Genomic DNA, 20,088 nt, shown 5'->3' on the forward strand with positions numbered 1-20,088 from the left:
TTTAAATTCGCCTTAGCTAAAAAATCGATTATTTGATCCGTTATTTCACAGCCTTTGTGCTACTTTCACCATCTTTACAAATGATATCTTCTCCTTTTGCTCTAAGATATCTATAGCGCCTGATTTACAAATTTGCATGAAATTAAAATGCATTGCATTAGGTGTAGGAAAATGCCGAGTTGTTTACGCCTCATGATTAAATTAATTCCTATTCAACAATGTTTCTCTTTTTTTAATGTTATAGTATAAATAACAAACAACACAATAAATAGTAATAATCAGTAACTAGTAAATATTTTTATTGAAAATAATTAATTGCTAAACAGCATGAAACTTTAATATTACGACCAAATTAGGATTTTGAGATGAGGCATAACGATTAATGACTATCTTTTTTGATTTGTTCTTTATGGTATAGATAATAAGCTCCACGAGATACCATTCGTAGTTGAAAAATGAGATCTTCAATTAATTTTTCACGCTGCACCAAATCAAAATCAATCGCTTCTGCACCAGCATTAAATGCAATAGTGACCATCGCTTCAGCTTGAGCTTCATTATAATGGTGAGGCATCTGGTTAGCATTATCAAGATAATCCACAAGTTCGACAATAAAGTGTTGAATTTCACGGGCAATAGCAGATCGAAAAGCGGCTGACGTCCCCGCTTTTTCACGAAGAAGTAATAAAAAGACCTTCGGATTCTTATCAATAAATTCAATAAATGTGGTCACCGATGTCCGTAATACACTACCACCTTTTTCAATACGCTTACGTGCTTGTCGCAATAATTGACGAAGCGTTAAACCGCTTTCATCAACCATGGCTAAACCCAACTCATCCATATCACGAAAATGACGATAAAATGAAGTAGCAGCGATTCCAGCTTCACGCGCTACTTCTCGCAAACTTAAACTTGTAAAACCTTGCTCAGCATTAAGTTGATTAAATGCTGTTTCAATTAAAGTACGGCGAGTTCTTTCTTTTTGTTGAGCACGAACACCACCGGTCTTGATATTTTTCATTTGATAGCTCAGTTATAATATTTTCGATTTACTACCTATCTCTAAATTGATTTGTTTAATAATCGTTCTTTCTCAGCAAATACTTTGGGCATATGCTCTCGGATTGTTTTAGCTATTGTTTCATAACGGGAACGTAATGGTGAACCAGGACGATAAATAAGAGCAATGCTGCGTACAGGTACAGGATCAGTACAAGGAATATAGCAAATATTATCACGAATTCGCTCGTTAGGTATAGCAAGTTCAGGAAATAAAGTAATACCGCGACTAGCAGAAATCATACTCCGAAGCGTTTCAAGACTAGTAGCTTTAAATTGTTTATCTTCATCAACTCCAACTTGAAAACAGTATCCCATTGCATGATCTCGTAAACAGTGACCATCTTCTAACATTAAGAATTTTTTACCTTTTAAGCTGGAAAGTTTAACTGTCTTTTTACTAGCTAATTCATCAGTAGCAGGAACAGTTAAAAACATAGGTTCATCAAATAAAGGTAGTTCAATAAATTGTGCTGTTTCTTTGACTTGTGCAATGATTGCGCAATCAAGCTTGCCGCTTTCGAGTTGAGCAACAATATTGGCAGTTTGTGCTTCGTGCAAGTAAAGTTCCAACTGAGGAAAAAAGTCATGTAAAACTGTAATGACATGAGGTAAAAGATAAGGTGCTATAGTAGGGATCAATCCTATATGCATTGGTCCAGACATTTCTTCGCCTTGACGGCTAGCCATTTCTTTTAAAATTTGGATATTACGCAAAATCTCTTTGGCTTGTTCAACTAGCATCATACCAGTTTGAGTAAATAGTACTTTGCGACTTGTGCGCTCTAATAACATTACGCCTAATTCATCTTCTAATTTTCTAATTTGACCACTGAGAGTTGGTTGACTCACATTGCAAGCATCAGCAGCTTTGCGGAAATGGCGAAATTCAGCTAACGAAACAAAATATTCCAAATCACGAATGTTCATAATGTCCCCAATAAATTATCAGTTAATGATATATACTCAGAAAACTTCTATTATGTAATAGTTATAACAAATAACATTAAAAGCGCTTTATAATTTATTAAATTATAAAGCGTTTATAAATCATATTTTGTGATACAAATAAGTAAAAAGAAGTTCTGAGTACAGTTTTATTCCATCTTAATTAGCTAATTAAATACACTAATTAGAGTAAAACAAAGTTTATTTTTTTTATTAGATGTTGTTAATATTACTATACGAGACACTATTGTTGATAATTATGTTTAAAAAATCAAATAGAATATTTAAGTCATCTAAAAAAATACAATTTTATTGAACGAAAAAATACCAATTCCAAGAAAAATGGAAACTTATTAGCAATTACTATATAATTGCGCGCTATATTATTATGAAGCAAAAAAACTTTTTGAGGTGCACCATTTTTAAACAAGTTTCACGCTTTTATCGAAAGTTTTTCCACAATGAAGACGAACAAAAAGCTAGCTATGTGTCCATTCCTCGTAATGAACATAATATATCTCGTAAAGAGATTAGTGAAAACGCATTAAAAGTCCTTTATCGATTAAATAAACAAGGGTACGAAGCCTATCTAGTCGGGGGATGTATCAGAGATCTTATCTTAGGTAAAACACCAAAGGATTTTGATATCACAACGAATGCTACGCCAGAACAAATTCAGAAAATTTTCCGTAACTGTCGCTTAGTAGGAAGACGATTTCGTCTTGCTCATATTATATTTGGGAAAGAAATTATTGAAGTTGCAACATTCCGCGGTGAGCACGATTCTCAAAAAGGACAAACCAATATATCTAAACGTTCGCAGTCAGGTATGCTATTACGTGATAATGTCTACGGAACCATTGAGCAAGATGCTATCCGTCGGGATTTCACTATGAATGCACTTTACTATAATGTAAATGATTTTACTTTACGTGATTATTGCGGAGGATTAGAAGATTTACAAAAAGGCATTATTCGATTAATTGGTGATCCGCAAACACGTTATCGAGAAGATCCTGTTAGAATGCTAAGGACAGTCCGTTTTGCCGCAAAACTGAATATGAAAATTGAACTAGCTACTGCTAAGCCAATTAAACAGCTTGCATCATTATTAAGAAACGTACCTTCAGCACGACTTTTTGATGAGTCCCTTAAATTATTACAAACTGGGAATGGTTACAAAACTTATAAGTTACTAAGAGAGTATGGCCTTTTTGAACAACTATTTCCTGTTATTGAGCATCTATTTGCTAACAATCCAAACAGTTATTTAGAGAAAATCATCGAACAAGTTTTAAAAAATACTGATTATCGCATTGCCAACAATAAGCGAATTAATCCAGCATTTTTGTTTGCAGCCTTTTTCTGGTATCCAATAATTGAACAAACACAAGCAACGTGTATCGAAAGTGGTTTGCCATTTCATGATTCGTTTTCGATGGCAATTAACGAAGTACTAAGTGAACAATGTAAAAGTATTGCTATACCTAGACGTTTAACGACCATAATGGGTGATATTTGGCGTTTACAGCTACGAATGAAAAAACGGAATGGTAAACGTGCGTTTGCCATTTTAGAACATCCTAAGTTTAGAGCTGCTTATGACCTTTTAGAAATGCGAGCCTCAATCGAAAAAGGAGAGCTCTTGCAGTTAGCTAGGTGGTGGGATGAGTTTCAAAATACTTCAGCCGAAAAAAGAATAGCAATGGTAAAACAGCTTAATAAAATAAATAAACGCATAAGGAAACGTTAATTTTTAATTCGCACTTTTATAAATAACCGCTATAATGCTGCAATTAAAATAATCAAAATAGCTTTATAATCATTGATGAAAAATTTAACGCCTTCTCTTATTGCTATAGCCGTTACTCTTTTTTTGTATAATAGCTCTAGTTATGCTTTAGATTTACCTAAAACCGTTGTAAGCAATAATCCTCAATGCCTTATAGACGTTCCTAGGTTTGATCGCCCTTTAGTTAATGGAAATATAGATACTTTACCCGTAAATGCAGAAGCTAATCAACTTGAAGCAATCTACCCTAATATTGCCATATATCAAGGTGAAGTATTAATAGAACAGGGTAACCGAACGGTTCAAGCAGATAAAGTAACCATTGATACTCAAGATAGTAATAATAGAATAGTAACATTAGAAGGTGATATTACTTATCAAGATAATTTAATAAAAATGAAAGGCGATAAAGCATCAATGAATCTAAATAACAATGATGCAGATATGATCCCAAGTGAGTATCATCTTGTCAATAGGCTTGGTCGCGGTAATGCAGATAAAATGCAACTTGAAAAAAATCGTTATGTTATTTTAAAAAAAGGTAGTTTTACATCTTGTCCTATTAATGACAGCACATGGGATATTAAAGGAACGACCGTTATTCATGACAACGAGGAGCAATTTCTAGAGGTCTGGAACGCTGTATTTAGTATTGGTAAAGTGCCTGTTCTATACTCGCCTTATTTACAATTACCAACTGGTAATAAACGCCGTTCAGGATTATTAATGCCTAATTTCGGCTATGACAGTATCGATGGCATTGATTTTTCAATACCTGTTTATTGGAATATTGCACCAAATTATGATGCAACCTTTACCCCAAGAGTATTAGAAAAACGAGGTCTACAATTGCAAACAGAATTTCGTTATTTAAACGAAATAGGTTTAGGTACACTTGCATTTGACTGGCTTCAACACGATACTAAATATAATGAAGATAGAGACAATCGTTTTAATGGTAACAATTATGACGACAATCGTCACCGTTGGTTATTTCATTGGAAAAATGATGAATTAATTAACTATAATTGGCGCTTTTATGCAGATACAACTCGAGTTAGTGACAATCAGTATCTTACAAACTTAAGTTCTAAATACGCCTCCCAAACTGCAGGATATTTAACGCAGTATTATAAAATTGCTTATAATGATGAAAATTGGGATATTATGTTAGGCTATCGACACTTTCAACCATTCCATTCAGAATTAAAAAACTCGCTTTATCAAACTCAACCACAATTGGATATGAATTATTATAATAATGATTTGGGGCCATTCAAATTTAGAGTATTCTCTCAAGTATCTCGCTTCTTGACGTCTGGAAAAAGTAAACCTAAGGCATGGCGAGCACATTTTGAACCAACGCTTAATTATACTTTATCCAATTCTTGGTCATTATTAACCACTGAAACTGGGATTATGGCAACTCATTATAATCAAGATAATATCAATAAAAATATTGAACAATATAAATATTTAGATAAAAAGGTAAATCGCTTTTTGCCTAAGTTTAGTATTGATGGTAAAGTCATCTTCGAGCGTGATGTTCCATTTATTAATGGCTATACGCAAACCTTAGAGCCTCGAGTAAAATATATCTATATTCCCTATCGAAACCAATCTAATATTAGCGACTATGATTCCACTATATTACAGTCAGATTATATTGGTCTATTTAGAGATCAACCATATAGTGGTTTAGATAGGATTGCTTCAACCAATAAAATATCAACTGGTGTAACAACTCGATTTTATGATAATAACAAGGTTGAAAAATTTAACTTATCTATTGGGCAAATTACTTATTTCACCAAATCAAAAACGAGTGAACACAATAATGATTTAGATGAAAACTCCGATACAGGCAGTATTACTTGGGCATCGGATAACTTTTGGCGTATAAGTAATGATATAATCTTTAGAAGTGGCGTTCAGTATGATACTCGAATTGATACAATATCATTAGCCAATGCAATATTTGAATACCGGCCAACTGGCGATAAGTTAATCCAATTATCATACCGATATGCAAACCGTAACTATATTGATACTGTCGATAAGAATCCATTTTATAGAGGCTATAGACAAGATATTTCACAGGCAGGAATGATGACCGCTTGGCCATTATCGCAAACATTCAATGCTGTTGGTTCATATTATTATGACGTTAAATTAGAACAAACTACAGATGGTTCTATCGGATTGAATTATAGTGATTGTTGTTGGGGAACAACAGTACAATATGGTAGAAAATTGACGGACTGGGATAATACTTCTCGCAAAAGTAAATATGAAAATAAACTATCGATTAACTTCGAATTAAAAGGATTGGGTAGCAACCGAGATACCAAAGCTAAAATGCTTAATTTCGGTAAACTACCGTATAATACAGCATTTGAATAAAATATTTTTGTAACTATAAGATTACCAATAAATTTATTACTAGCTGTCTATGCTGAAAAACAAAATGAGTTAAGTGAATATGAAATTATTAAAACTATTAATAGCATTAAATCTAAGCATAACTTTAGGAATTATAACTCCGTTATCTGCTAATGCAGCTCCGAAAGTTGTAGAACAAGTTGCTGCGGTTGTTAATAACAATGTCATTTTAGAAAGTGATGTTAATGATATGTTAAAAACGATTAAAGCTAGCTCAGATCCTAAAAATCTACCTAATGATAAAATACTTAGACAACAAATTATTGAACGTTTAATTATTGAAAATTTAATTTTACAAAAAGCAGCTAAAGCTAAAATTACAGTTAGTGATGACGAGGTAACTGATGCTATTAATAGAATTGCAGCAGAAAATGGTATGAGCATCGACCAACTTAGAAGTAGACTTTCGATGATGAGAATAAGTTATGGTGCCTATCGTGAAAGAATTCACAATGATATGCTAATAGATAAGACTCGAATGCATGAAGTTAGATCAAGAGTCAGAATTTCAGAAAAAGAAATAGAAAATTTAGCAAAAAATATTGCTCGTCAACCAACCAATAATATTGATGTAAAAATAAGCCATATTTTGATTTCTGTTCCAGAAAAAGCATCAAAACAACAAATTGATAATGCAACAAATAAAGCACGAGATATCATTAATCGAGCTCAAAAAGGGGAAAGTTTTGCTAAATTAGCCACTTCATATTCAAACGATGATTTTGCATTAAAAGGTGGTAGTATGGGGTGGCGTAAACTTAATGAATTACCTACTATCTTTGAAGAGCGATTAGTACGAGCTACAAAAGGTAGTATTATTGGACCTATCCGTTCTGGGGTTGGTCTACATATTCTAAAAGTTGATGATACTCGTTCAGAAGCACCAAGAACCTTCACAATTGAAGAGGTAAATGCGCGCCATATACTGATTAAAACAAATGTATTAGTCACCGACCAAATTGCAAAACAAAAGCTAAGTGATATCCGTAAATCAATTACTAGTGGAGCCACAACTTTTGAAGCAGCAGCTAAAGCTAACTCTGAAGATACAGGCTCGGCAAGTAAAGGGGGCAACTTAGGTTGGAATCGTCCTGAAATTTATGATAATAGCTTTAGGACTGCTCTGATTCAGTTAAAAAAAGGAGAAATTAGCCAACCAATAAAATCAGCCTACGGTTGGCACTTAATCCAATTAATTGATAAAAGAAAAGCTGATGGAACAAATGCAATGAATAAAGATCAAGCTTATCGACTCATTTTTAATCGTAAATTTTCTGAAGAAGCCCAAGTATGGATTCAAGAAATAAAAGGCGACGCTTATATTAAAATTACAGGTGAAGATAAACATGAATAACCGTGTTCACCAAGGGCATTTTGCCCGTAAAAGATTCGGGCAAAATTTTTTACATGATGATTACATTATCGAAAGTATTGTTTCAGCTATACAACCTAAAAAAGATCAAGCACTAGTCGAAATCGGTCCTGGTCTTGCGGCATTAACAATACCTATCAGTAAACATATTGATAATTTGACTGTTATAGAGATAGATAGAGATCTAGCTAATAGATTAATTGAAAATCCATTTTTAAATAATAAATTAACGGTTATTGAACAAGATGCCCTAACCTTTGACTTTAATCAGTTAGCCGATCAACTAGGAAAACCATTAAGAGTGTTTGGTAACTTACCTTATAATATCTCGACACCATTAATGTTTCATTTATTTAAACATGCAAATATCATCACTGACATGCATTTTATGCTACAAAAAGAAGTAGTAACTCGCTTAGTTGCATCGCCTAACAGTAAACATTATGGTAGATTGAGCGTTATGGCTCAATATTATTGTCAGATTATTCCTGTTCTTGAAGTACCACCAACATCATTTAAACCTGCTCCAAAAGTTGACTCTGCTGTTGTTAAATTAATACCTTATAAAGAAAAGCCTTATCTTGTTAATGATATAAAAATACTTTCTCGCGTAACTACAGAGGCATTTAACCAACGACGTAAAACTATCCGTAACAGTTTAAGTAACTTGTTTACTGTTGAACAATTAACTGAATTAAATATTGATCCTAATTTACGTGCCGAAAACTTAACAGTACAGCAATACTGTCAACTTGCAAATTCATGGAGTTAACAGGAATGGCAAACTTACTTATTGGCGATATTCATGGTTGTTATGATGAGTTTATGCGCTTACTTGAAAAAGCAAAATTCTCATCATCGGATATTTTATGGTTAACAGGAGATCTAGTTGCTAGAGGTCCAAAATCATTAGAAGTTCTAAGATTTGTTAAACATAATACTAACCAAATTCGATTGGTATTAGGTAATCATGACCTACATTTATTATCAATTTATGCCAATGTTACCCCTTCTAAAAAGAAGGATAATCTTGATGGAATTATTCGTGCACCAGATTTTGGTGAATTAATGGAATGGCTACGTAGACAGCCATTGGTCCAAATTGACGAATCATTAAAGTTAATTATGACCCACGCTGGTATTTCACCACAATGGGATATCGAAACACTAAAAAAATGTGCTCATGATCTGAATGTTATGTTATCTAGTGATTCCTATATCCTATTCCTTGATAAAATGTATGGCAACTTTCCGGATGAATGGTTTCCTGAACTACAAGGATTAGATAGATTGCGTTATATTGCTAATGCATTAACTCGTATGCGTTTTTGTTATGAAGATGGTCGATTAGATTTTTATTACAAAAAATCACCTGAGCAAGCACCTTCGAAACTTAAACCTTGGTTTTTATTACCAAGCAAAATTCCAAACGAGTATGCAGTTGCCTTTGGCCACTGGGCTGCATTAAATGGAAAAGGTACACCAGATAATGTTTATGCACTCGATACAGGATGTTGTTGGGGGGGGAAATTAACGTGCTTACGATTTGAAGATAAAAAATACTTTAAAAAGAAAAATATTGAAGTAAAAAATTAGATAAACTATCTATGAAAGGATCATTTATTATGTCTGCTTTATCTGTCATTAAATCAATATGGAAAGTGATTAACTTAATAAGAGAAATATTTCTTAATCTAATATTTCTAATTATTATTATTTTAATCTTTAGTGTCATCGCATTAGTCCAAGAAACACAAAAAAAAGAAATTATTCCACAATATGGAGCATTGGTGTTGGATATTGAAGGAGTAATTGTTGACAATACATTATACGGTGATGAAATTTATGCTTTACAAAGCAAAATCTACGGTAAGAAAGTAAACACTTCTCGTGAAAATAGTTTATTTGAATTAACTCAAAAAATAGCTCAAGCCACAGCAGATCCAAAGATTACAAGTATGGTTCTTAAATTAGATCATTTTGTCGGTGCTGATGTGAGTTCGCTACAGTATATTGGTAAATATTTAACCAAATTTAGTAAGGCGAATAAACCAATTTATGCTTATGGTTCTAACTTCAATCAAAGCCAATATTATTTAGCCAGCTATGCTGATAAAATATATTTAACACCACTTGGCTCAGTTAATGTATATGGTCTAGCGGCCAACAATCTATACTATAAAACTTTGCTTGATAATTTAAAAATTAACACACATGTTTTTAGAGTAGGAACTTATAAGTCAGCCATCGAACCATTTATTCGTGATGACATGTCAGAAGAAGCAAAAAGCAATACGACACGTTGGTTAACACTTATGTGGAACAATTATCTTCAAGACATTTCAACACAACGGAAAAAGGCCGATACCCAATTGGTTCCAACTCCAGAGGCTATGTTGACCAATTTAAAAGAGGCTAATGGTAATATGGCTCAATATGCTATGTCTAATGGATTGGTCGATGAAATTGCATCTAATTACCAATTTGAATCTGAGCTTAATAAGCAGCATCAAATCAGCATTTATGATTATCAACTTAAGTCAAAAGATACAAATTTAGATAGCGATAACGGAAGCAATAAACCACTAATTGCGGTTGTATTTGTAAATGGCACTATTACCGATGGTGAAAATAGTAGTAATATCGCTGGTAGTCAAGACATTGTTGAACAATTGAGAAATATCCGTATAAACTTAAATAAACATAACACACAAGCAATAGTATTGCGAGTAAATAGCCCAGGAGGAAGTGTGGATGCGTCAGAAGCAATTCGTAGTGAATTAGAAGTATTACGTGATTACCAGATTCCTGTTGTTATCTCTATGGGAGGAATGGCTGCATCGGGTGGATACTGGATATCAACTGCATCGGATTACATAGTTGCAAGCCCAAATACAATTACTGGCTCTATTGGTATCTTCGGTATTATTCCAACATTCGAAAAATCTTTATCTCATATTGGTGTTTATAGCGATGGTGTAACTACCTCTCCATTAGCAAGTAATAACTTTGCGCAAGATCTACCAACCGAAATGAACCAACTAATTCAATTAAATATTGATAATGGCTATCAAACATTTATTTCGTTAGTAGCAAAAGCACGAAATATGACAACCGAACAAGTCGATAAAATTGGACAAGGTCAAGTTTGGCTTGGTTCAGAAGCAAGTAAGATTGGACTTGTTGATAAATTAGGTGACTTTGATGATGCAATTGAAACAGCTGCAACATTAGCTAATTTAACTGATTATGAAATTGACTGGCAAAAGCCAAAAGGAAATTGGTTTAATTCATTTTACTCAGATATGATAGCAATGTTACCTAAATCAACGGCAGAAATATTTTTTGAACAACTTCCTGCAGCAAAACAACTTCAACAGCATGTTTCTTTATGGAATAAGTTTAATGATCCACAAAATCGCTATATTTATTGCTTAAATTGTGCTGATGTTCGTTAATATACTTTTGCTTATTATCTGCCACTGTTGTGGCAGATAATAATTTCTTTCTCACTCTAATTTATAATTTGAGGAAAAACGTGAGTTGTTTTACTGCACGATTAAAATAATCTTCTAAACTACTTATAGGCAGTTGCTTAAAATCTGGTTTTATCTCTTTCAAATTATTAAATATTTGCTTATTATATGGTATCTTGATTAAAGGATATATACGTTTTTTGCCTTCTAATTCATTTGAAGACAAGTTGGTTTAGTATATTTTTGATTGATAAGATGACTATTATAAAATCTAACAAATGAAATACTGTGAATTTTCAATTAATCATAAAACAGTATAAAATCCTGAATATTTTTTACAAAATATAACCCCAAAAGTGAATAGTTATGTAAATACCTTATAGTTAGTTTACAACTTAGGTTAAAATTTGTTGCTTGTTTTAGTGTTTTATATCCAGTAAGACTATTGTCAAATAGCCACAAAAAGCGCAAATAATTCCTACAATTAAATATATATCTTATTTATCTCCCTTGTATTTCACTAGCTGGTAGAAGTTTAGTTGTTATTGATAAAATTGAATAAAATCAATGCTCTAACTGAATGATTTTTGCTGTTCATCTTATTGCTTCATTAACATTAAAAAAATATTTAAAATTTAATAATGAAGGTATTAATTGTAAAATTGAAAAAAGTATTAATAATTCAAACTAAAATAATCAGTAAAAATAGCGTACAATAGCGCAATATTAAACACAAGCTTATTATAAATAGATTAGGAATTTAGTATGACCGGCAAATTTATTGTCGTCGAAGGGCTTGAAGGGGCAGGTAAGACCACCGCTATTGATATCGTTGCTCGTATTTTAAATCGACACAATATTGGCGATTTGCAGTTTACTCGAGAGCCAGGTGGAACAGCGATTGCTGAGGCATTACGCAATATTATTAAAAATGGTTTAGATAATGAGCTTTTGACTGATAAAGCCGAATTATTGATGTTATATGCCGCACGTATTCAGCTGATCGATAATGTAATTAAACCAGCACTTCATGCAGGTAGATGGGTTATTGGTGATCGTCATGACTTATCAACGCAAGCTTATCAAGGAGGTGGGCGCCAGTTAGATAAAGTTTTTATGATGACATTGAAAGAACAAGTGTTAGGTGATTTTAAACCTGATCTTACTTTATATTTGGATATTGATCCTCAAATAGGATTAATGCGAGCAAGATCTCGAGGTAAACTCGATCGCATCGAGCAACAGTCATTGCCGTTTTTTGAACGAACTCGTCAAAGTTATTTAGAACTTGCTAAACAAGATAAAACCATCATTACAGTTGATGCAGGAAAATCAATCGACAATGTGAATGGGCAAATTGAACAAATTTTAACTGCATGGTTAACTAAACAGGTTGATATTGAATGATCTTAAATGACTATCCTTGGCTTTCTTTGCCGTATCAGCAATTAGCTTCTGGAATTATGCACAAACGGGCTCATCATGCTTTATTAATTAATTATGTCCAAGGTAGTGGTGAAGATGAGTTTGTTTCAAAGATTGCAAGCCGTTTATTATGCCAATCTTCACAGCAATTGGAGCCGTGCTTAAACTGCCATAGTTGCCAATTATTTTTGTCTCACCATCACCCTGATTATTATGTAATAACCAATGAACAATCTAAACAGTCAATAGGTATTGATCAAATCCGTAAAATATCAAACAAAGTTTACGAAAAATCTCAGCAAGGTGGAAATAAAGTTATTTGGATAAAAAACGCAGCTTTAATGACCGAAGCTGCCGCCAATGCATTGTTAAAAACGTTAGAAGAACCACCAGAAAACACATATTTTATTTTAAGTGATGAACATAACAGCAAATTGCTTCCAACAATTCACAGTCGCTGTTTTTCTTATTTTTTACCTATTCCTAAATTGGAACAATCCATTGAATGGTTAAAAAGTCAACGCAATCAGCAATACAGCGATAATGAGCTTGCTTCAGCATTATTATTGAGCGAAAATGCACCTCTAAAAGCACTTGCACTATTGGTACCTGAAAAGTGGCAACAACGAAAAGCATTTTGTGATCATTTGTTAGAAGTTGTACCACAAAACAATTATTGGCAACTAGCTAAAACCTTTGATCATGAAGAATTTATTGAAAGAGTTATTTGGTTTTGTGCTTTATTAAGTGATGCGCTTAAAGCGAAGCAAAAAGTGGGGCGTTTTATTGTTAATCGTGATCAAGTCCCATTGGTTCGACTGCTCGCAACTAAAAGCAATGAAAAAATTTCTGAGCTCTATAATTTATGGTTGCAGGCAAGAAATCAGTTATTAACTGTTACTGGATTGAATAAAGAATTGATTGTTTATAATGTACTTGCTCAATCCGAATTGATTAGCTAGCAAAAAGTAAAGTATTTTATAAAGGGTTTAGTCAAAAATTTTCAGTAAAGTATACTGTTAAGTAATAAGGATTGCAGTGAGTTATTTATCTATAGAGTTTGGTTTACTCTTTATCGCTTTCTTTGCCTTGTATTGGGGATGTCACTTATCACCCAAAATACAAAATATTCTACTTTTAGTAGCAAGTTATCTTATTGTTGGCAGTTATAGCTGGCAATTTTCGCTTATCCTTTTTATTTATACATGTGCAATCTATTTGTTCTCAGTACTGATTGCTACATCTGAGCGTCACTCAAAACGATGGTTAATTTTAGGATTATGCTTATCAATAATTAATCTGGCGTTGTTTAAATATTTTGATTTTTTTCGTTATGAGTTGCAGGATCTACTTAATTTATTAAATTTACCAGTTTTACTACCTGTTATAACCGTACTAATTCCAATAGGCATCTCATTTTATACTTTCCATTCGGTAAGTTATTTAGTCTCGGTAAAAAAGAAAGAGTTACCCGTCGCTAACTTTTGGGATTTTGCCTTATTTTTGTCTTTTTTTCCAAGTATTATTGCAGGTCCTATTAACCGAGCTAAAGAATTTTTACCTCAAATTAGCATCAGTCAGCCTCGTAAAATTTTAGAGCCATTTCGTGCATTTACGTTGCTTATCTTGGCCGTAATCAAGGTTTACTGTTTAGGTGGTTTAATCAATGAATATTGGGTTAAACCAATATTTGCTAACCCGTTAGAATTTAGTGTAATTGATTTACTAGTAGGTCTTTATTCTTATGCAATGCAAATTTATTTAAATTTTTCAGGGTATACTGATTTAGTTACAGGTATTGCCTTATTGCTAGGATTTCGTTTACCAATTAACTTTAATTTCCCTTATTTAGCATTAAATTTGAGAGATTTTTGGGCACGTTGGCATATTAGCTTATCTCGTTGGATTCGCGATTATATTTATATTCCTTTAGGAGGAAGTCGTCGAGGTTTTATTCGGACTCAAATCAATGTCATGTTGGCAATGTTACTATCTGGATTATGGCATGGCGCTGGCATTAATTTTATTATTTGGGGGGCATGTCACGGCATTGGTATTGTGGCACTCAACATTGGCGATCGTTATTTTGGGCAAGATTGGATAGCTACACGTTCACCATGGATAGCACGGTTATTAACATGGCATTATGTCTGTTTCACATGGTTATTTTTTAATAGTGACAGTTTACCTGATTCAGTAGATTATATGACAGCATTAATGCATAACTTCTTGATAGAACCACATCATGCAGGGGCATTTTTAGTGATTTGTTTCATTTACTTTGCCTACCCGATGTGTAAAACTTTTACTGATTGGTTTATTATGCAGTTAACCAAAATACCGCATTTATATTTACCATTGATTTTTATTTTAATTCTGTGGTTGGTTATTTATATTGCACCATCAGGTATGCCAAACTTTATTTACGCTAATTTTTAATTATATTAATTTAATTATGATGATATATAAAAAATCGTTCTCAAAAAATAATAAAAAACCAAAATCTAGTTTGAAACGGCAACGTCATAAATCGCTGAATAAAAGTGTAATTAAAAAAAATCTTCACAAAAAAACAAACACACCTCTCGTTTTTACTGGCAGCCCTTTATCAGCTCGTTATATATTAGTTATAATGTCTGTTACTGCTATTGCATTAATTGCGATTTATTATAAATCTATATTGATTTATTGCCAGCAAGCATACCATACTGATTTATTTGATGGTAATACGATTGCATCCCAAGAAATTTCACCACAAGATATTGAAAAAAACTACATTGATGAGCAAAATGATCAAGAACATATAATCACACAAGCATCAACTTCACTTACTCAACCGATTGATGTTGCTTTACCCGTTACTGAAAATAAAACATCCAAGTTAGCAACGGATGAGTTTGATGAGATAAAACAAAATAAAAAAATCGAAGAAGTAGTTACAGACAAAAATCTAAAAAGTGAAGATACTGGTGCGGATTACAATTTAGAGATATATTCTGATACTACTAATCAAAATAAGCAAGAAATAGCATCTGTACTTCAAGATAGGAATGATGAAGTTCATAAGGATATTGAATCAATCCATGAACCACTACCGATTGTTCTAACAAGTAATGATAAGGTATTTTTTGCAGGTGACTCTTTAATGCAAGGCGTTGCACCATATGTAAAAAAAATGTTGTTTAAGCAGTATAAAATAGAAAGTATTGATTTGAGCAAACAAAGTACAGGACTTGCTTATCCAAGTGCCTTCGATTGGCCAAAAACAATTAATGATAATTTAATTGCTGATCCTTCAATAAAATTATTGGTCATTTTTCTTGGCGCTAATGATCCTTGGGATTTTCCTGTTAAAGGTTATGCCAAATACGCTAAATTTAAATCTGAATTATGGGAAGAGCACTACCGTTTGCGTATTGCATCTATTTTAAATAGTGCTATAGAAAATGATGTTCAAGTACTTTGGCTTGCTGCGCCTTGTATGCGTAAACACAAATTAAATAATGGAATGGTTTATCTAAATAATTTATATAAATCTGAAATAGAAAAAACTCAACAACATTTCTTAACAACAAACGAATTATTGGGTTGCACATACGAAAAGTTCAGTAATTTCATAGAAACCGATAAAGCCAAAATTAAAGTAAGAGTTGATGATGGGGTACATTTTACACCAACTGGTCAAAAAATTTTGGCAAAAGCGATTATGGAACAAATAATTTATAAAGAATTAGAGGATACCTTTAATGATTAAATCTTTAAAGTATATTATAACCGTAATTGCAGTAACAATTACCGTTGGTTGTAGTGTAGCTGAAAGTAAAACCACCACGGTATCTACTATTGTTGATTTTGGTGATCCTAATGCTAAACAATTTGCAATGCGTTTAAAATCGTTAGAGGATAATAAAAAAACGGATCAAGTGGTCAATATTACTCAATTTGGTGATTCGCATTCAGCCGCTGATTTTTTTACTGGTGAGTTAAGAACATTAATGCAACAAAAGTATGGTAATGCTGGTATTGGCTGGATAACGCCTGTAGCTATAAAAGGACAAAGCCATGCAGCTGTTACGTGGTGTTCTAAAAATTGGAATGTGCTAAGTAGCCGAACTTTAAGTAACTTGGATTTTCCTATGGGTGGTTTTATTGCTAAACCAAATAAAGATTTTGCCACTATCCGAATTACACCAAGAGGCTCTAATAATAAAGATTGGCAAGTTAAGTTAACCTTTAAAACACTTAAAAATAACACAAATTCATTAGCGCTTTATGATGCTAATAATCATAAAATTAATTTAAGCAATACTCCAAAATCAAATACTTGGCAAACAGCTTCGGTTGTTTCTAAAATGCCATTGGTTATAAAAGGTCAAAAAGATATAGAGCTTGGTGGAATTTGGTTGACTCGTTATCAACAACCAGGTGTTATTGTTTCATCTATTGCCACTAATGGAGCTAAACAGACAATTTGGCAAAAGTGGGGGAAAGATTGGTTTAAAGAACTGTCTATATCACAAAGTGATTTAATTATTTTAGAATACGGGACAAATGAAAGTTTTGATGGAGCATTAGATGCTAATCAATATCGAAAAAATTTAGTGAATAATATTAGACTGATTCGTAAAACATTACCCAATGCTACGATCTTGATAATGACACCCCCTGATACTATGGCAAATGAAACAAATATGCCTAAGTCTTTTGCAAAGATAATGGATATTCAAAAACAAGTTGCTAAATCTGAAAAAACATTATTTTGGGATTGGCAAGTGGCAATGGGGGGAAAGTATTCTATTAAGCAGTGGCGAAAACGGGGGTTAGCACGCCCAGATTTAGTGCATCAAACTTTACGAGGTTATAAAGAAAGCGCTCGTATTTTTTATGCTGATTTGAATGAATTTGTTAGAAAGAATAGCTAAGAATTTTGATTAGAAGGAATAAATGAGTTATGGCATCACCAATTATTGTTGCAGTTGATTTTCCAGATGTTAAATCGGCATGGAATTTTATTGATCGTGTAGATCCCAAAGATTGTCGCATTAAAATTGGTAAAGAGCTTTTTACACATGCAGGACCTGACTTTATCAAGCAAATTATGAAAAAAGGTTTTGATGTTTTTTTAGATCTTAAATTCCATGATATTCCAAATACTGTCGCAAAAGCAATTGCTGCAACTGCTGACCTTGGTGTGTGGATGACCAATGTTCATGCTAGCGGTGGTTCACGCATGATGACAGCTGCTAAAGATGCGCTTTATTCATATGGTAAAGATGCCCCTATTTTGATTGCAGTAACAGTATTAACTAGCATGGAGTTAGCAGATCTACAAGAAATTGGTATTAACGTATCACCTTTAGAGCAAGCAACCAGATTAGCAATACTTGCTAAAAACTGCGGGCTTGATGGTGTAGTATGTTCAGCGAAAGAAGTACAAAGTTTTAAAACCCGTTTGGGCAGTGATTTTAAATTGGTGACACCAGGTATTAGACCAGTGGGTACTAATTCTGATGACCAAAGGCGTATTATGACGCCTCAGCGAGCTCAAGCTGCAGGTTCTGATTATTTAGTCATTGGACGCCCAATTACCCAAGCAGAAGATCCAGCTAAAGCTTTACAAACAATTTTAGCAACACTAGATACAAGTAAGAGTTAATAATATTATTATGTCTGATAATTCAATTGTTTACTCGACCGATAAAGGTCGAATTAAACCGACCCAAACACTTATCTCACGCCCTAAGGGGGATGGTATTATTCGAATTCAACGACAAACATCAGGCCGTAAAGGTAAAGGTGTTTGTGTTATTACTGGATTTGATATCGATCATACTCAATTATTACAGTTAGCAGCAGAATTAAAAAAACGTTGTGGTTGTGGGGGAGCAGTTAAAGATGGTGTTATTGAAATACAAGGTGATAAACGTGATTTATTAAAGTCATTGCTAGAAGATAAAGGATTTAAAGTAAAGCTAGCAGGTGGCTGATTTAGTTTATAAAATTAGCGCCCACAATAAAAATGGACGCTAATTACAGCACAATAGATTTTAATTAGAACGATAACTACGCATTTTTTTACTGATCTCTCGACGTTCTTTTGAAATTTCAGCATTTTTAATAATGTAATCATCAACACGATCATCGTAATCGCTTTTCATGTTCGCAATAATTGCTTGAAGCTCTTCATAAGTCATATCTGGTTTAATATATTCGCTCAAGTTTTCAAGTAGCAGTACTCTTTTTTGGTTGTCACGAATTTTCTTCTCGTTATCTGATATTTCACGTTTTAATTTATTCAAACGGCGTGATAAACGAATGTATTCTAATACATCTTGAAACGATGGTGCGGTTGTTTTTTCCTTGTCCATCTATAACCCCTTATTTCAAAAAATGGAAAATAAACTTCTACCAATTATATACCAATAATTTTTTAAGATCATATTAATTATATTTTTAAACAAAATGATATTTCAGTAGATTAGTTATCTGTTGAGTGTTAGCTATTTTAAATTCGATTTTAAGCAGATTTTATTTCTAAATCTTTATCAAAATATTTTTTTATTTTATAAGGTTATTTGCAAAATAACATAAAAATAAAAACAGCTATTAAGAATTAGTGCAAAGTATTGTACAATACATTCAAATTTGTAAAAAGTGCCAGAATGAGAGAATCATAATGAGCTGGATTGAAAAAATTCTTAGTAAAAATAATATATCGTCAGATCATAAAAAGGCGAATATTCCTGGTGGCGTTTGGACAAAATGCACTAACTGTGATCAAGTCATTTATCAAGCTGAACTCGATCTTAATTTAGAGGTCTGTCCAAAATGTGATCACCATATGCATATCCCTGCCCGAGTGCGTTTATATCGTTTTTTAGACGAAGGTTCGGATATCGAAATTGGTGCAGATCTTATGCCTAAAGATATCTTAAAATTTAAAGATACTAAAAAATATAAAGATCGATTAACAGCAGCTCAAAAAGAAACTCACGAAAAAGAAGCAATGGTTGTCATGAAGGGAACATTGCTTGGCGTACCAGTAGTTGTTGCTTGTTTTGAATTTGCTTTCATTGGTGGTTCAATGTCTTCTGTTGTTGGTGCATTATTCACTCGCGCCGCAGAGCAGGCCATTGAGGATAAATGCCCTTTAATTTGCTTTTCAACAAGTGGTGGTGCACGAATGCAAGAGGCGCTATTCTCATTAATGCAAATGGCAAAGACGAGCGCTATTCTTGCTAAAATGCAAGATGAAGGTTTACCATATATTTCAGTAATGACCGACCCTACCATGGGAGGTGTATCGGCAAGTCTGGCAATGTTGGGTGACATTAATATTGCTGAACCTAAAGCACTAATTGGTTTTGCTGGTCCTCGAGTGATTCAACAAACTGTTCGTGAAACATTACCAGAAGGTTTTCAACGTAGTGAATTTTTACTTGAAAAAGGGGCAATTGATATGATCATTCATCGCAAAGATATGCGTTCTAAAATTGCCAGTTTAGTAAAAAAATTAATGAAACTACCTGATCCGTTTAATGAAGTTACTCTTAACGAGACAGCTTAATTGA

At 33.1% G+C, this 20,088-nt stretch carries 17 protein-coding genes; 14 read left to right on the forward strand and 3 right to left on the reverse strand.

Features of this window, described 5'->3' with window-relative positions; all coding sequences use genetic code 11:
- Nucleotides 1-379: 379 nt before the first annotated feature.
- Both fabR and oxyR read right to left on the reverse strand, forming a co-directional pair.
- A complete protein-coding gene (gene fabR, locus J6569_RS00280; protein WP_065626638.1) occupies nt 380-1,024 on the reverse strand; it encodes an HTH-type transcriptional repressor FabR in 645 nt (214 codons plus the stop codon).
- Between the two features lie 41 nt (nt 1,025-1,065).
- Nucleotides 1,066-1,992, reverse strand: a complete 927-nt coding sequence (oxyR, locus tag J6569_RS00285) for a DNA-binding transcriptional regulator OxyR (protein WP_085165558.1) — start codon at nt 1,990-1,992, stop codon at nt 1,066-1,068.
- Nucleotides 1,993-2,398: 406 nt separating this feature from the next.
- Between oxyR and pcnB the strand changes: the two genes are divergently transcribed.
- From pcnB to yciH, 13 genes are all read left to right on the forward strand, one after another.
- Nucleotides 2,399-3,763 (forward strand): polynucleotide adenylyltransferase PcnB, encoded by a 1,365-nt coding sequence (gene pcnB / locus J6569_RS00290; protein ID WP_296317108.1) that lies wholly within the window; start codon nt 2,399-2,401, stop codon nt 3,761-3,763.
- 75 nt (nt 3,764-3,838) lie between these two features.
- Complete coding sequence (gene lptD / locus J6569_RS00295) at nt 3,839-6,205, forward strand: LPS assembly protein LptD (RefSeq protein ID WP_296317110.1); 2,367 nt, start codon at nt 3,839-3,841, stop codon at nt 6,203-6,205.
- 79 nt (nt 6,206-6,284) lie between these two features.
- A complete protein-coding gene (gene surA / locus J6569_RS00300) occupies nt 6,285-7,598 on the forward strand; it encodes a peptidylprolyl isomerase SurA (RefSeq protein WP_085165552.1) in 1,314 nt (437 codons plus the stop codon).
- On the forward strand, nt 7,591-8,388 hold the full coding sequence (rsmA, locus tag J6569_RS00305; protein WP_296317112.1) for a 16S rRNA (adenine(1518)-N(6)/adenine(1519)-N(6))-dimethyltransferase RsmA: 798 nt from the start codon (nt 7,591-7,593) through the stop codon (nt 8,386-8,388). The genes surA and rsmA overlap by 8 nt, the downstream gene beginning before the upstream one ends.
- Before the next feature lie 5 nt (nt 8,389-8,393).
- Nucleotides 8,394-9,212, forward strand: a complete 819-nt coding sequence (gene apaH, locus J6569_RS00310; RefSeq protein ID WP_296317114.1) for a bis(5'-nucleosyl)-tetraphosphatase (symmetrical) ApaH — start codon at nt 8,394-8,396, stop codon at nt 9,210-9,212.
- A gap of 29 nt (nt 9,213-9,241) precedes the next feature.
- Nucleotides 9,242-11,074, forward strand: a complete 1,833-nt coding sequence (gene sppA / locus J6569_RS00315; RefSeq protein WP_296317115.1) for a signal peptide peptidase SppA — start codon at nt 9,242-9,244, stop codon at nt 11,072-11,074.
- A gap of 783 nt (nt 11,075-11,857) precedes the next feature.
- On the forward strand, nt 11,858-12,499 hold the full coding sequence (gene tmk, locus J6569_RS00320) for a dTMP kinase (protein ID WP_034910296.1): 642 nt from the start codon (nt 11,858-11,860) through the stop codon (nt 12,497-12,499).
- Entirely contained in the window at nt 12,496-13,479 is a 984-nt protein-coding gene (gene holB, locus J6569_RS00325) for a DNA polymerase III subunit delta' (protein WP_065590323.1), read from the forward strand. Before tmk ends, holB begins: the two co-directional genes overlap by 4 nt.
- A gap of 76 nt (nt 13,480-13,555) precedes the next feature.
- Nucleotides 13,556-14,956 (forward strand): MBOAT family O-acyltransferase, encoded by a 1,401-nt coding sequence (locus tag J6569_RS00330; protein ID WP_065590324.1) that lies wholly within the window; start codon nt 13,556-13,558, stop codon nt 14,954-14,956.
- 16 nt (nt 14,957-14,972) lie between these two features.
- On the forward strand, nt 14,973-16,271 hold the full coding sequence (locus J6569_RS00335) for a DUF459 domain-containing protein (protein WP_296317117.1): 1,299 nt from the start codon (nt 14,973-14,975) through the stop codon (nt 16,269-16,271).
- On the forward strand, nt 16,264-17,439 hold the full coding sequence (locus J6569_RS00340) for a GDSL-type esterase/lipase family protein (RefSeq protein WP_296317119.1): 1,176 nt from the start codon (nt 16,264-16,266) through the stop codon (nt 17,437-17,439). The genes J6569_RS00335 and J6569_RS00340 overlap by 8 nt, the downstream gene beginning before the upstream one ends.
- Nucleotides 17,440-17,468: 29 nt before the next feature.
- Entirely contained in the window at nt 17,469-18,173 is a 705-nt protein-coding gene (pyrF, locus tag J6569_RS00345; RefSeq protein WP_034910287.1) for an orotidine-5'-phosphate decarboxylase, read from the forward strand.
- A gap of 10 nt (nt 18,174-18,183) precedes the next feature.
- Complete coding sequence (gene yciH, locus J6569_RS00350; protein WP_296300246.1) at nt 18,184-18,504, forward strand: stress response translation initiation inhibitor YciH; 321 nt, start codon at nt 18,184-18,186, stop codon at nt 18,502-18,504.
- Nucleotides 18,505-18,564: 60 nt separating this feature from the next.
- Here the strand turns inward: yciH and tmaR are convergent, their stop codons facing one another.
- On the reverse strand, nt 18,565-18,885 hold the full coding sequence (gene tmaR / locus J6569_RS00355; protein WP_085165540.1) for a PTS system regulator TmaR: 321 nt from the start codon (nt 18,883-18,885) through the stop codon (nt 18,565-18,567).
- A 308-nt stretch (nt 18,886-19,193) separates the two neighbouring features.
- On the opposite strand from tmaR, the gene accD reads away from it, so the two are divergent.
- Nucleotides 19,194-20,084 carry an acetyl-CoA carboxylase, carboxyltransferase subunit beta gene (gene accD / locus J6569_RS00360; protein ID WP_296317121.1) on the forward strand — a complete coding sequence of 297 codons (891 nt, stop codon included), beginning with the start codon at nt 19,194-19,196 and terminating at the stop codon, nt 20,082-20,084.
- Nucleotides 20,085-20,088: the final 4 nt, after the last annotated feature.

Origin of the sequence: Gilliamella sp. (assembly GCF_024104075.1) — a bacterium.
Classification (GTDB): Bacteria; Pseudomonadota; Gammaproteobacteria; order Enterobacterales; family Orbaceae; genus Gilliamella; species Gilliamella bombi.